Below are 13,851 nucleotides of genomic sequence, written 5' to 3'. Positions count from 1 at the left end.
TTATTTGTGCCTGGTAAACGCAATCAGTGATAGCAGCCATCACTGATTGCGTTATTACTATTTCTGATGGGTAAAAATGGATTTAAGGCCAATGCTCCTGGTTATTCAGTCCTGTGATTGTTTTAATTTGCAAAGTTATAAAGTATGAACATCGCAGAAAAGTTGCCCGAATCAGTTTTTGCATCCGCTGAAGCAATTCGCCTAAAAGAAATAACCTATGCTTATGGGATACAGTCGGATGCTACAACCATTTTAAATAACATTTCTCTTTCAATTCATCGTGGTGAAACCTGTGCTATAACGGGACCATCAGGTGCAGGAAAAAGTACACTACTTAACCTTATTGGTTTGCTCGAAAAGCCTGTTAAAGGGAAGGTTATTATTTCCGGCTACGACACATCTACAGCCCTTCCTGACGAACGGGCAGTATTAAGAAATCGCCTGCTTGGATTTATTTTCCAAAATTTTAATCTACTTCCTCGTCTTAACGCCCTTGAGAACGCTGCTTTACCGCTTCTCTATCGGGGTATTAGTAAAGAGAAAGCTTTTATTCGCGCGAAAGATAAACTTGAACTGGTTGGCCTTTCAAATCGGTTAAATCATCGTCCACACGAATTATCTGGAGGACAAAGTCAGCGAGTAGCCATTGCAAGAGCACTTGTTGGAGAGCCGATACTCTTGCTCGCGGATGAACCCACTGGAAACCTTGATCGTAAAACAGGAGATATGATTGCTAATCTTCTTCTGTCGCTGAATGCATCACAAAATACAACGCTGATTATGGTGACACATGATGATGCTCTTGCGAGTAAAATGAAAAGACGCCTGAATGTACTCAACGGAAAAGTATTTGAATAAAAATGCAATTTTTTAGATGGCCCCACTTTTTTGAAAAATTCACGGATGGTGGAATGTATGGCCCTACGCCAAGACAACACTTCTTTTCTGCAATCGAAAACATTCGTTACCTTGGACGCAGAGCTGTACTCGCTTTTGCTGGAATAGCTATTGGTTGTTGTGCTGTAACCGCCTTGATAAATATGGGAAGCATGGCGCAGGCAGAATCGATTAAAGTTTTTAAAGGATTGGGCAGTAATCTCATTATAGCCAACCTTCAACCTTCCCCGGGAAAGTTTAATGCAGGTCTTACACCTCGAGAATTTAATCCATCTTCGCTTTTACGCGCTTTAAAAGATATAAAAAGTGCGAGTGGAGTGATTTTCACTTCATCTGAAGTAAAATATGGCAGCCGGATCATAGGTTCATTAGTTATTGGTGAAAGTGGCGAGCTCGCAAAAATAATGCAGTTAAAACTAACCTCGGGTCGTTTTTTGGGGGATGAAGATTCAGACAATACTTACGTCCTTGTTGGTTATAATGTCGCTCATCGCGCGGGTTATGCCTCTTTAAATACGGGTGAAAATATAGTTATTGGAAACTATATGTACAAAATAGTTGGCATTTTGAAAAGACAGGGTGAAAATTATCTCTTCCCTTTCAACATCGATGATGCCGTGGTTATGCCTGTTGAAGGTATGAAAAGAGTAATTCATCGGCCAATATTTTCTGCAATTATGATGGTATATCAAGAAAAATCTTCTGCAGAAGATACAGGAAAAAATATCAGTAATTATTTAAAAAAACTGAAAAATGGACTGTCGGTTAACATTCAGATCCCCGAATCACTCATTGATGGTATGAAACAGCAAACCGGGCTTTTTAGTTGGTTACTGATATGCATAGGCGGCGTCTCAATGTTAGCCGGTGGTATAGGCGTCATGAATGTCATGCTTATGAATATAGCCGAAAGAAAAAAAGAAATAGGTATACGACTTGCAATAGGTGCTCGTCCATTCGATATAACCATACAATTCCTTCTCGAGGCTCTCATCCTTAGCGCGGCAGGGGCTTTAGTTGGAAGCGTATGTGGAATCATTAGTTCACTTATATTTTTTTACTTTTCTGTATGGTCTCATTTTATTATTACGCCCTACTCTCTCATACTTGGCGTAACCAGCTCACTCGGGACTGGATTATTTTTTGGACTTTATCCAGCAATGAATGCATCTAAAATAGAACCTGTAAGAGTGCTTAATGATGCGTAAATATACTCTTATTCTTGCCATGATATATGTATTTACAGTTAACTCAGCCTACTCAAATATCTCAGCGCAATCTTCACATGGTGCAAATGAAAGTTCGCTCTCAACACCTGAACATAAAATTAAACTAAATTTAATTGATACCATTGCAATCGGTTTAAGAAATAATAGAGATATTCAAAGTGCCTACCTTGAAAGGATTTCTCAAAAATTCGATCTTCGGGTTGCCGAGGATAGTTTTACACCGAAGATGACTATTACTGGAGAATATCTTAACGGTGAAAATGATGAGAATGGTTATCGCCAAAACAGGATTGGACCGACTGCGACATTGCTCACTCCTTATGGAACGAGATTCAGCCTTGGATGGGCTTATCAAGACCGAAAATCTGATACGCAGAACTCATTCAGCAATGACGGTGCAAGCTTTACTGTAATCCAACCCTTACTTAAAAATGCAGGGAAAGACGTTACCACCGCATCTCGAGAGCTTGCAAGGATGACCGAGGCGCAAAACCGTTTATCTCTTAAATCGACTCTGTCTCACAAAATTACACAAATCGTTGTGGCCTACAGAAATTTTTTGAGATCGAAGGAAGAAATTAATATTGCTCAAGAGTCATTGGACAGAGCAAAAAATCTCACACAGGTCAACGAGGCTTTAATAAAAGCAGGAAGAATGGCTCGATTCGAGGTTGTTCAGACAGAAGCGGATGTTGCAAATCAAGAGTTATCTCTGGAGGAGGCCAGAAATAACTATGAAACTTCTCGTCTCGGTTTACTTAGCCTCTTGGCACTTGATTTAAATACGCCTATCGATGTATCTGAAAATGCTGATCCTGCTTATGCAAGTATAAATATTAATGAAGCAATTAGTGTTGCTAAAAAAAACCAGCCCGCTTACTTAAGTCAGTTGATTGAAAACAGAAAATCAGATATCAATGTTTTGCTTGCCAGAAATGGACAGCTATGGGATATATCACTTGTTGCTGGCGCAAGTCAAATTCGCTCTCATGCGGGAGATTCAAGTCCTGAAAAAACGTGGGATAAATATGTTGGGGTACAAGTTGAAATACCCGTAGGGGATCTTTCAACAAGAAAAACGCTTATTGATACAAGCGTGACAATGCAAATAAATAAACTCCGCACAGAAGATATGCAACAAAAAATAAGAGAAGATGTTCTCAATGCAGTCAACACAATAAATACTAAATGGAAACAGTACGAGATAGCTCAACGCGCTTACAGGCTGACTGCTGAAAAAGTAAAAATTGAAAGAGAAAAATTACTGGTAGGGCGTTCCACAAACTTCCAAATAATTTCGTATGAGAATGATCTTCGTAACGCAAACAACTTCAAACTGAATGCATCTATCAGTTACCAAAACGCCCTTACAGAATTGGATGAAATTGTTGGTACCACTCTTCAAAGCTGGCATATATCACTAAAAGATGAAGAAAGAAATGAGCCATAATCTTAATAAAAACTGGAAACTTTGGTCTCTGGTTATTTGCACCTGCGTAATTGGGGCTTGTTTATACTTTTCTAAAACGCCTGATGAATCACATCAAACCGCAGAACAATGGTATCCGATTGCACCGGGATCTCTGACGAATACTCTAGGCCTTATAGGGCATGTTGAAGCTGTTGAACAAAAGACGCTTAGTGCACCTTTTGACGGTGTCCTTGAAAAAATAAACGTTCAGGCTGGAGATAGCGTTAAAGCTGGCGATATGCTCTTTACTATGGGAACGTTAGAGCTTGATATTCAGATCAGGAACGCACTTTCAGAACTTCTTAAAACTAAACGGGAAGTCGTACGACTTAAGAACTGGGATCAAGATCCAGAAGTTCATCGCCTGAGACGACAGGTAAGCATAGCAACAGCAGTACTAAACAATAGCCGTAAAAATTTGAAAGAAACGACAGAACTCTACGACAGAGGTATTGTTGCACGCAATGAGGTTGACAATCTACGTCTTCAAATCCAGACGCAAGATCAAGACTTAAAAAATGCCAGGGAAGATCTGGCCACTCTTGAATCAAGAGCCGATAAAGATTCACTACAAATTGCTGAAATCGCTTTCCTTAACGCTCAAGCCCTCTATGAATCGCTTAGAAATATGGCTTTAAATTACCAGGTTCGGGCTCCTTTCGATGGCGTAATTGTTCCCGCCAAATTTTTTGGAGGTGACAAAAGCGTAATTGTAGAATCAGGGCAGCATATATCACAAGGCAATCCTGTTTTTTCAATCACTGGCCTAAAAAATTTTAAAGTACTGGCTCATGTTCAAGAAAGTGATATATCTTTGCTTAAAGAGGGCATGCCAGTGACAGTATCGGGAGAAGGGTTTGGAAACGTTTCCCGTCAAGGTAAAATAACCCGAATTGCTTTCCAAAACAGTAGTGATCAAAACTCAGGAGGGTTAGTTGAATACGAAATAACCGTTTCCTTATCTCCAGAACAGATAAAAAAAATAAATTCAATTAAATTAGGCATGAGCGCAACGCTGGAAGTGCTTGTTTATTCAAATCCACACGGTATAGCTGTACCTCCTCAGGCAATTATGCGAGACAATGATGGTAATGCTTACGTTTTGTACCGTAATGCCCCCCATTCATCACCTGTTAAAAGACCAATTACAACTGGAAAAAGTGTTTCAGCCGGGATTGAAATTTTTGGACTGGAATCTGGCGAGGTCTTACTTAAAAATTAAATTATAGCGTTAAGATCCGTTAACGCTGAAGTACCGCGGCAAGCGGGATGGCGTGGTGCAAACCATGGCAAAAAGCGCGGGACGACAGATTACTAACCAGATTATTCGCGGCATGCTGGGCAGCCTGTTTGGCGGTCGCCGTCGCTAAAGGTTGGTGGCAGCCTGGCTGCCACCTTAACGCTACTTGTGTTTCCAGCTGGTAGACACCGGGTTGGTGACGGTGTTCTTTTCCTGCGTGTAGGTGCCGTTCTGCTGGGCAATCGCCTCGCCGGTATCGACAATCGCGTTCTGGATAAACACGTTCTGCTTATCGCCGCGCACAAAGGTCAACTGATGGAAGGCGGTCTTGTTGCCCCAGTCGGTGGACGGCAGCGAGATAAAGCGCACCGTGAAGGTCTCATCATCGAACTTGCCCTGCATCACGTACACGCCGTAATGGTTTTCCCCCTGCGAGATGATTTTATAGGTGCCGTTGTCGTAGTAATAAATTTCGGCATCGGGGAAGGGTTTTTTGTCGTACATTTTACGGTAATGCAGAACCTGCTTAATGGTGGGCTTTCCGAAGCTGACGGTCAGATTTTTTCCATCGGCAGAGGTGGTCAGCCCTTCTGCGTGCGCGCCGATGCCACTCATTAACATCAACAGACTTGCGGTTGCCGCTGCGATTGCTTTCACGTGAATTCTCCTGGTCTGGTTCCATGGATAGGGTGCGTCAACGTACGGAGACTGCTCCCGAAATGTACACTGCTGTAACTGTTTATAAGAGTGGTAATTTTTAATGTTATTAGTTTTTAGGAACAGTCTGATCAGCACATCGCCCGACATGTTAAGACAGAGCGGTTTAGTACCAGACTTAACTGCGCTTTTCGGCCTGGATCGGGCAACGTTGACTTACTCAGCAGGCAAGCTGCTAAGATCAGGATATGGATAAACAACGCGAATTAAAACGGACCAAACGCCTGGCGCTCTCGCTGCTGCTGCTGGCCGCCATCACTTTTGTTGTCACACTGTTTCTGCCGCCCAACTTCTACGTCAGCGGTATTAAAGCCATTGCCGAAGCTGCAATGGTCGGGGCGCTGGCCGACTGGTTTGCGGTGGTGGCGCTGTTTCGCCGCGTGCCGGTGCCGTTTATTGCCCGTCATACGGCCATCATTCCGCGCAATAAAGATCGCATCGGTGAGAATCTGGGCCGCTTTGTGCAGGAAAAATTTCTGGATACCGATTCGCTGCTGAATCTGATCCGCCGCCACGATCCGTCGCACATGCTGGCGACATGGCTGAGCGCGCCCGGTAATGCCGATCGGGTCGGTCGCCATCTGTTGCAGGTGATGCGCGGCTTTCTCGATCTGACGGATGACGCACGCATCCAGCACTTTATGCGCCAGGCGGTGCACAAGGCGATCGACAAGGTGGATCTCAGCCAGACCGGCGCGCTGATGCTGGAAAGCCTGACCAAAAATAACCGCCATCAGGAGCTGCTGGATGCTGCGGTCGATCAGCTGCTGCGGCTGCTGGATAAACCCAGTACCCGGGAATTTATCGCCAACCAGCTGGTGCGCTGGCTGAAGCGCGAGCATCCCATCAAGGCCAAAATGTTGCCGACCGAGTGGCTGGGCGAGCACAGCGCAGAACTGGTGGCGAACGCGGTGGATTCGCTGCTGGATGATGTGGCGCTGGATCAGGGCCATGAACTGCGGCTGGGCTTTAACCGCGCGGTAGATCGCCTGATTGAGAAGCTGAAAAACGATCCGGAAATGGCGGAACGCGCCGAGGTGATTAAAGGCTGGCTGAAAGACGATCCTACGCTGAACCGCTATATCGGCGAGCTGTGGGGCGATCTGCGCGACTGGCTGAAAGCGGATCTCAACAGCGAGGCGTCAAAAGTGCAGGACAAGGTCCGTCAGGCGGCGCTGTGGCTGGGCGAAACCCTGGCCGCTGATGAAGGGCTGCGCAGCTCGATGAATCAGCATCTGGAAGACGCTGCCCGTAGCGTTGCGCCGGAGTTCGCGGCGTTCCTGACGCGCCATATCAGCGACACGGTGAAAAGCTGGGATGCGCGGGAGATGTCGCAGCAGATCGAGCTGAACATCGGTAAGGACCTGCAGTTTATCCGCATCAACGGCACGCTGGTGGGCGGCACCATCGGGCTGGTGCTGTATCTGCTGTCGCAGATTCCGGCGCTGCTGCCGGTGGTGAAAGGCTGGCTGGTCTGATTTAACACTGCCCTGTTCTGCTTAATTCAACGACATGATTAAAGGGAGGTAAACATCACCTCCCTTAGATGCGGCCTGAACGTGATTTACCTGAAGGACTTCACGATAATTTCAAGCAGTTGCAGTAGTGCAACCATGAGCTTCAGAAATACGCGAGCGATTTCTATCCATCTCATACGCTGGCTCCTGTGGTCAGGAGCACTTACAGCCTGCGTACCTTTCCGCTGCCTGTAACAGGCTGATTAGGTTGATAATGCATGATGTGCCCCTGGAGGTTAAGGCACTGACGGCACCACCCGTTGCAGCCAGGACTTGTCAGTCATGAAACGCATCTTTCACAGCACGATGCGGCCTCAGAGCACATCAACATCAACCTGGAAAAGCATAACAAAAACACTGTATAAATAAACAGAAAAATACAATGATTGTGAGCGAAGCCTCAAACCAATCCAGTCAGAGCGTACAATAAAGCATCACCTGCTTGCACCATGCCGGATTAATTCGTATAGTTCAAAACGTTGATAATGCATGATGTGCACCGCACGCAATCGTGCTGACGTAAACAAAAAACCTCGCCTCACCCGCGGGGTTTTTTGTTGTCTGCGCCAGAGAATAAACGGCGGTTATGCCTGATCCAGCGCCGCCTGCGCCACGGCCATAAACTGTTTTACCCTGTCCCGGTCCACATCGTTCCACCAGACGCCGTCCACCTTGAGCGCGCTGGCCACAATCACGCCCTGGGTGCGCCCCAGAATCTGGCAGACATTGGCGGGCGTGACGCCCGAACCCACCAGCAGCGGTAAGGCGGTGGCGGCGCGGATCTCGTCGATTTCGTCCAGCGTGGCGCTGTCGCCGGTACGCTGTCCGGTGGCGATAACCGCATCGGCTTCAAAGAAATCAACGTCGCGGGTCAGTTCCTGAATGGAGCGGTCGGCGACTATCGCATGGCTACCGTGTTTAACGTGGCTGTCGGCAAACACCCGAATATGTTCGGCACGTAGCTGGCTGCGGTAGCGCAGCGCTTTGGCGGCGGCCCCTTCAATAAAGCCTTCGTTGGCGATGTAGGCATTCGCCCACTGGTTGACGCGGATAAAATCCGCCCCGCCCGCCAGCGCGGTGGCAAAGGCAGGCAGCGCGGCATTCGCCAGCACGTTAATACCCAGCGGTACGCCAAAACGTTCGCGCACTTTTTCCGTAATTACCGACATGAATGCCGGCGTTTCCGGGCCAATATCCTCGGGTTTTGAAAAGGGAATATCGCCATGATTTTCCACGATCAGGCCGTGAACACCGCCGAGAATATAGTTTTCGGCATCGCGTAAGGCGCGCTCAATGATCGCGCTGACGGATTTGCCGCGATATTTTGGCGAGCCCGGAAACGGGTCACAGTGAATCACGCCAATAACGGCTTTGGGGCGGGAAAATATCGCTTGTATTGCGTCATTTTTTTCTGCTGATATAGCAACCATCGCGTCTTTATCCTGTTCAGGAAAACACTATGCGTGTTTATGTGGCTGGTAATATTACTGTCGATGAAACCTGGTCTGTCACGGATATTCCGGCTAAGGGCGCCTCTGTGCATGGTTATCACCGTTCGCAGGATATCGGCGGTAAAGGCGCGAATCAGGCGATCGTATTATCCCGCTGCGGCATCGAGACGGTTTTACTTGCCGCGACCGGTCATGACAGTAAAGGAAACTGGATCCGTCAGCAGCTTATACACGAGCCGGTGACGTTACTGCCTGCACAGCCTGTTGCGGCCCTGAGTGATACCTCACTTATTTTAAACAGCGCCGACGGCGATAACGCCATTATTACCAGTACAGCGGCGGCTGAGGAGCTGGATATCGCGACGCTCAGTCACCATCTTGCCGGCGCGCGTCCGGGCGATCTGCTGGTCCAGCAGGGTAATTTCTCGCCCGGGAAAACCCACGCGCTGTTCAGCCTGGCGAAATCCCTTGGTCTGATCACCGTCTTTAACCCCTCGCCGGTGCACGCCGGTTTTCACGCGTGCTGGCCGCAGGTGGATATCGCGGTAGTGAATCAGCATGAAGCCCAACAGTTCGCGCCCGGCGCCGTTAAAACGTTAGTGATTACTCACGGCAGCGCCGGGGCCTGGCTGATTCAGGGCGAGCAGCGGACGTTTTGCCCGGCCCAGCCCGCTCATGCCGTGGATACCACCGGTGCAGGCGATACCTTTCTTGCCGTGATGCTGGCATCCGCACTCCTGCGTGGGGGCGAGATTGATAAGTTAGCACTTACTCACGCCAGTAAGGCTGCCGCGCTGACCGTCAGTCGGCATGGCACACGTCAGGCCTTTCCCACCGCAGAGGAACTCGCCGCGCTGCTCCAGGCAGGCGGCGAGTCAGCGGTTATTTAAACATCGCGCGATAGCTGTCCACGTTGGCCTTGGTAACCACCGTGGCCGGCACCAGAATGGTTTTCGACACGGTTTTGCCTGCGGTAATCGCGTTCAGAGCCTTCACCGCCTCTTCACCCATCTTTTTCGGGTCCTGTTGCAGGACAGCCGTGACATACCCGCCATCGATGCCGCTGATAGCTTTGGAGGTCAGATCCCAGCCAAAGACTTTGATGTCTTTCTGGCGGCCCTGGTTTTCCACCGCCGCAATCGCGCCCAGCAGGGCCGGTTCGCCGGTCGCGTAGATGGCGGTTAAATCCGGGTTGCCGGTGATCAGGTTTTCTGCCGCCGTCATCGCCGTATCCTGCACGTTCTGGCCATCAACCACATCCGCGACGGTGATGCCTGGATGACTTTTAATGGTTTCTTCAAACCCTTTTTGACGCTGGTTCTGCACGGCTGAATTCAGCGCGCCCACAATGCCCAGTCGCGCTTTGCCGCCCATATTTTTCGCCACGTAGTCGACAAAATATTTACCAATAATTTTGCCGCCTTCCAGGTTATCCACGCCCACCTGTGCCGCCTGTGGGCCCGCCGGTAATACCGCATCAATCGCAATGACCGGTATTTTGGCGGCGGCCGCTTCTTTAATGGCCGGCATAATGCCGTTGACGTCAATCGCGTCCACCATAATGCCCTTCACGCCCTGCTGAATATAATTTTCGATCGCGTCGTTTTGCGATACGGGATTATCGTTGGCGTTAAAGATCACTAAATTTTTACCGCTGGCTTTCGCGGCTTCCTGTGCGCCCTGATTCATCTGATTAAAAAACAGGGCCTGCTGATTAATCTGAACCAGCGCATACGTCGTGGCGGCGTGCGCCAGTGAAAATAACGAACCCGCAGACAGTAAGCCGGTAGCCAGCGCAACCGCGCGCAGTTTTCTGGTGTTAAATGCCATCATCATAAAATTCCTCGTCGGGAATGTGCGATAACCAGTCGATCTCCGCATCGTAATGCAGAGGGATTATTGTTGGCGGGCAAATATCGTCTGAATGGCTGATTCAGCCAGGACCTGAATAACCGACTTTCTGTTCGCCGTCCATTATGGTGAACTTGTGAAAGGGATTAATCGGGTTTGGGAGTGACTCCCGGGTCATGCGGTAAACTGTCTCTACCATTCGCTTCCGGCAAAATTTTGTCAAGCGATTATTTTATCGTCAGCGGTCAGGGAAAATACTGTATTCGCTGCGCGTAACTGTGTTACTGATAGCCGATTGCGGGCAAGATGGCAGATGATATGAGTAAAAAACGGGTGTTGTTATCCGACGTCGCAGCGCTGGCCGGGCTGTCAAAAGCGACCGTATCCCGCTATATGAATCAAAGCATTATGCTGCCGCAGGAAACCATCGACCGGATTGAAGCGGCGATTCGTCAACTGGATTATCGCGGCAACAGCCTGGCACGCCGTCTGAGCAAGGGCGGTAGCGAAACCTTAGGGCTGGTCTTGCCCGATATTACCAACCCCTTCTTTGCCGAACTGGCCGATGCCGCCGAAGAAGCCGCCTCGGCCCACGGCTACAGCCTGGTGCTGTGCCTCACCCGCAACCATCCTGACAAAGAGAGCCAGTTTATTCGCTGGCTGGATACCTGCCAGGTGGATGGCCTGCTGTTTACCACTAACCATCCTGATAACGGCCTGTTACGCAAAGAAATTAACCGCCACCAGCGCATCGTACTGCTGGATGAAGACATTCCCGGCAGCATGGTGCCCAAGGTCTTTGCCGATAACGTACAGGGCGGCCGGATTGCCACCGAAAACCTGATCGCCGCCGGTCACCGCCATATCGCCTTTGTCGGCGGGCCGGATGAGCTGATGAGTGTGCGCGAACGCTATCAGGGCTTTTGCACCGCGATGACGCAGGCGGGCCTGCACGTGCCGCCCGAATGGGTGATGTACGGCGAATACCAGCGTGAATTCGGTGAGCAGGCGCTGGAAAGGCTGTTCAGCCGCGATGAGCGCCCTACCGCTGTCTTTGCCGCCAGTGATTATCTGGTGCTGGGACTGCTGGATGGCCTGCGCGCACGCGGGCTCACAGCTCCCGAGGCACTGTCGCTGGTGGGCTTTGATGATGCGACCTATGCCGACTTTACCCAACCGCGCATTTCCACCATCCGCCAGCCCGCGCGGGAACTGGGCCGCACGGCGGTTCACATCATGTTGCGCATTCTGAATGACGACCTCGCCGTGCCCGCCGAAACCCGTCTGCCGGTGGAATGGGTGGCGCGCGATTCGATACAAATGTGTTAACAACGTCCCAAAATGGCGCAAAAGTGCACAGTTTTAGCGCAAATAACGCGCTTTTTAATTTCACAGCGTTATAGTGAGTAAACCGGTTTACCTGAAGTTAACATTTAAATGTTTTTCATTACAAAAGGTTAGACCGTGAATGTCGCGCCTGTTCCCAGGCTGGCACGGAAGCTGCAATGTCGTACCCGGCAAACAAATATCGTTGTAGCGCGTTGTTCTGTGTGTCATGACAAAGGGTTTATCTTGCAGGTAAACCGGTTTACAAGGGCGTAAACCGTGCCAGATAACCTCTTTTTGCCCGCAGAACAACTTTCCCGTTAGCGGTGATGGGAGTGATCACATGCAGCAAATACAACCTGCCCCGGCACGGGTAGAAATGGTGAATATTACCAAGACTTACGGCGCGATACGGTCCCTGCGCGGCGTCAATCTGCAACTGGCCCCGGGCGAAGTGCTGGGCCTGGTGGGCGATAACGGCGCGGGTAAATCCACGCTGACCAAAGTGCTGTCTGGCGCAGTCGTGCCCACCAGCGGCACGATTCGTATCGATGGTGAAGACCAGCATTTCAGTAACCCGGCGGATTCCCGCCGCTGCCATATCGAGATGGTGTATCAGGACCTGTCGCTGTGCGACACCGTCGATGTGGCGGGCAACCTGTTTATGGGACGTGAGCCGATGAAGTCGATTCTCGGCATTCCGTTTCTGGACGAAGAAAAAATGCACGCTGACGCGCGGGAAATGCTGAAAGGCCTGGGCATTTCAATCCCCGACACGCGCTTACTGGTGCGCAATCTCTCCGGCGGTCAGCGCCAGGCGATTGCTATTGCGCGCGCCGCCGCCTTCGATCCCAAAGTGCTGATTATGGATGAACCCACCGCCGCGCTGGCCGTCGCCGAAGTCGAGGCGGTGCTGGAGTTGATCCGTCGGGTCTCGGCGCGTGGCGTGAGCGTCATCCTGATCACCCATCGCTTACAGGATCTGTTCCTGGTGTGCGATCGCATCATGGTGATGTACGAGGGCACCAACGTGGCGGAACGTCGCGTGGCCGACACGGATCTGACCGAGATCGTCAATTTGATCGTGGGTGAGAAGTTTGTCGCCCGCTCGGCCGCCGCGCACTGAGCGAGGTAACAGGATGACTATTATGAATCTGAGCAGTTCCCGTATGGCGCAACACTCGTTGCCGCGCCGCCTGCTGCACAACCACTCTGGCGTGGTGAGCATCGCGCTGTTTTTTGTGTTCTGCTGCGTGGTGTTCTCCCTGATCACCGGCAACTTTCTCAGCAGTGCTAACTGGCTGAATATCATTCGCCAGAGCGCGCCGCTGCTGATCGTCGCCACGGCGATGACGCTGGTGATCACCACGGGCGGCATCGATCTTTCCGTAGGATCGACGCTGGCGCTGGTCGGCGCGTTGTCCGCTATCGCGCTGAATAACTGGGGCCTGCCCTGGCCGGTGGTGTTGCTGGGTGGCTTGCTGCTGGGCGCGCTGGTAGGAGCCATCAACGGCTTCTTTATCGCCTATGAAGGCATTCCGGCCTTTATCGTCACGCTGGCGACGCTGGCGGTGGTGCGCGGCGTGGCGCTGCTGATTACGCAGGGCTATTCCATTCCCATCCCTGCCGACAGCCCGTTCGCTTTTATGGGCCGCGCCTGGGTACTGGGCGTGCCGATGCCCGCGCTGATCGGCATCGTGGTGCTGATCGTCGGCCATATCGTGCTGAATCATATGCGCTTTGGTCGCTATGTCACGGCGATTGGCGCGAATGCGGAAGGCGCGCGCCGGAGCGGGATTAACACCAAAGCCGTGACCATGAAGGTCTACATCATCAGCGGCATGGCGGCGGCGCTGGCGGGCATGATCATCACTGCGCGTCTGGGCAGCGGCTCCTCCAACCAGGGCGAAGGCTTTGAGTTACAGGTTATCGCTGCGGTGGTGCTGGGCAGTACCAGCCTGTTCGGTGGTTTCGGTACCGTTATCGGCACGCTGCTCGGCGCGCTGTCGATTGCCATCATCCAGAACGGCCTGATTTTGTCGCACATCTCCCCGTTTTATACGCAGATCGCCACCGGTACGATTATTTTGCTGGCCATCTGGCTGAACACCCGCATTCTCAACCCGACGCGATCGGCGGCGAAAGGATAGTT

Annotated in this window: 12 protein-coding genes and 1 pseudogene; 10 read left to right on the top strand and 3 right to left on the bottom strand. The window is 50.6% G+C overall.

Annotated elements, in window-relative coordinates; genetic code table 11:
• The first annotated feature begins 144 nt into the window (after window positions 1-144).
• The 5 genes and pseudogenes from C7434_RS12500 to C7434_RS12480 form a co-directional block, all read left to right on the top strand.
• Entirely contained in the window at window positions 145-858 is a 714-nt protein-coding gene (locus C7434_RS12500; protein ID WP_133745511.1) for an ABC transporter ATP-binding protein, read from the top strand.
• Window positions 859-911: 53 nt separating this feature from the next.
• Window positions 912-2,105, top strand: a complete 1,194-nt coding sequence (locus C7434_RS12495; RefSeq protein ID WP_166649054.1) for an ABC transporter permease — start codon at window positions 912-914, stop codon at window positions 2,103-2,105.
• Window positions 2,095-3,576, top strand: a complete 1,482-nt coding sequence (locus tag C7434_RS12490) for a TolC family protein (protein ID WP_226374615.1) — start codon at window positions 2,095-2,097, stop codon at window positions 3,574-3,576. Before C7434_RS12495 ends, C7434_RS12490 begins: the two co-directional genes overlap by 11 nt.
• Window positions 3,566-4,819: an HlyD family efflux transporter periplasmic adaptor subunit gene (locus tag C7434_RS12485; RefSeq protein WP_166649053.1), complete on the top strand. Its 1,254-nt coding sequence runs from the start codon at window positions 3,566-3,568 to the stop codon at window positions 4,817-4,819. Before C7434_RS12490 ends, C7434_RS12485 begins: the two co-directional genes overlap by 11 nt.
• A 37-nt stretch (window positions 4,820-4,856) precedes the next feature.
• A pseudogene (locus tag C7434_RS12480) lies at window positions 4,857-4,967 on the top strand (helicase HerA-like domain-containing protein); the annotation flags it as partial.
• 32 nt (window positions 4,968-4,999) lie between these two features.
• On the opposite strand, the gene C7434_RS12475 reads toward C7434_RS12480, so the two are convergent.
• On the bottom strand, window positions 5,000-5,494 hold the full coding sequence (locus tag C7434_RS12475; protein WP_133745508.1) for a hypothetical protein: 495 nt from the start codon (window positions 5,492-5,494) through the stop codon (window positions 5,000-5,002).
• A gap of 248 nt (window positions 5,495-5,742) precedes the next feature.
• Between C7434_RS12475 and C7434_RS12470 the strand changes: the two genes are divergently transcribed.
• Complete coding sequence (locus tag C7434_RS12470) at window positions 5,743-7,032, top strand: DUF445 domain-containing protein (RefSeq protein WP_133745507.1); 1,290 nt, start codon at window positions 5,743-5,745, stop codon at window positions 7,030-7,032.
• Between the two features lie 623 nt (window positions 7,033-7,655).
• Here C7434_RS12470 and C7434_RS12465 read toward each other — a convergent pair.
• Window positions 7,656-8,501, bottom strand: coding sequence for a BtpA/SgcQ family protein (locus tag C7434_RS12465; protein WP_133745506.1), 846 nt, complete (start codon window positions 8,499-8,501; stop codon window positions 7,656-7,658).
• 29 nt (window positions 8,502-8,530) lie between these two features.
• On the opposite strand from C7434_RS12465, the gene C7434_RS12460 reads away from it, so the two are divergent.
• Complete coding sequence (locus C7434_RS12460; RefSeq protein ID WP_133745505.1) at window positions 8,531-9,412, top strand: PfkB family carbohydrate kinase; 882 nt, start codon at window positions 8,531-8,533, stop codon at window positions 9,410-9,412.
• Here the strand turns inward: C7434_RS12460 and C7434_RS12455 are convergent.
• Entirely contained in the window at window positions 9,405-10,355 is a 951-nt protein-coding gene (locus tag C7434_RS12455; protein ID WP_039339103.1) for a substrate-binding domain-containing protein, read from the bottom strand. The genes C7434_RS12460 and C7434_RS12455 overlap by 8 nt on opposite strands.
• 324 nt (window positions 10,356-10,679) lie before the next feature.
• Between C7434_RS12455 and C7434_RS12450 the strand changes: the two genes are divergently transcribed.
• The 3 genes from C7434_RS12450 to C7434_RS12440 all read left to right on the top strand — a co-directional run bounded on the left by C7434_RS12450 (window position 10,680) and on the right by C7434_RS12440 (window position 13,849).
• Entirely contained in the window at window positions 10,680-11,702 is a 1,023-nt protein-coding gene (locus tag C7434_RS12450; RefSeq protein WP_033739239.1) for a LacI family DNA-binding transcriptional regulator, read from the top strand.
• A gap of 376 nt (window positions 11,703-12,078) precedes the next feature.
• Window positions 12,079-12,825: an ATP-binding cassette domain-containing protein gene (locus C7434_RS12445; protein WP_161784123.1), complete on the top strand. Its 747-nt coding sequence runs from the start codon at window positions 12,079-12,081 to the stop codon at window positions 12,823-12,825.
• Window positions 12,826-12,847: 22 nt separating this feature from the next.
• Entirely contained in the window at window positions 12,848-13,849 is a 1,002-nt protein-coding gene (locus C7434_RS12440) for an ABC transporter permease (RefSeq protein WP_161784121.1), read from the top strand.
• Window positions 13,850-13,851: the final 2 nt, after the last annotated feature.

Source organism: Pantoea sp. PNA 14-12 (genome assembly GCF_004364735.1).
GTDB classification, from domain to species: domain Bacteria; phylum Pseudomonadota; class Gammaproteobacteria; order Enterobacterales; family Enterobacteriaceae; genus Pantoea; species Pantoea stewartii.
This window is presented reverse-complemented; position numbering and strand designations above follow the sequence as displayed.